Here is a 218-nt window from a genome sequence, read left to right on the forward strand (position 1 = left end):
GTGCGGTGGTGCGCCTGAAGAGGAGGCAATAGAAGAGTGACCATAGTGTAAAGCCGTCAATGCATGCGCGTTAGCCATCATTGGGCGTAGCCATGCCCAACCTGCCCGTGCCAGGGAGGATAAAAAAGGGAACACATTTTGTTCCCGGAACGGATGGTGGTTTAGCTCTTGCGGTTGCCGCTCAGGAATCTGTGCTTGTACTGCCGTTACCGACGTTT

General features: G+C 54.1%; 1 protein-coding gene. It reads right to left on the reverse strand.

The features are described 5' to 3' along the window. Positions 1 to 218: hypothetical protein (locus KB213_RS12565; RefSeq protein WP_211683598.1), on the reverse strand; the 218-nt coding region annotated here is incomplete at both ends.

The organism is Neokomagataea anthophila (genome assembly GCF_018122595.1).
GTDB lineage: Bacteria > Pseudomonadota > Alphaproteobacteria > Acetobacterales > Acetobacteraceae > Gluconobacter > Gluconobacter anthophilus.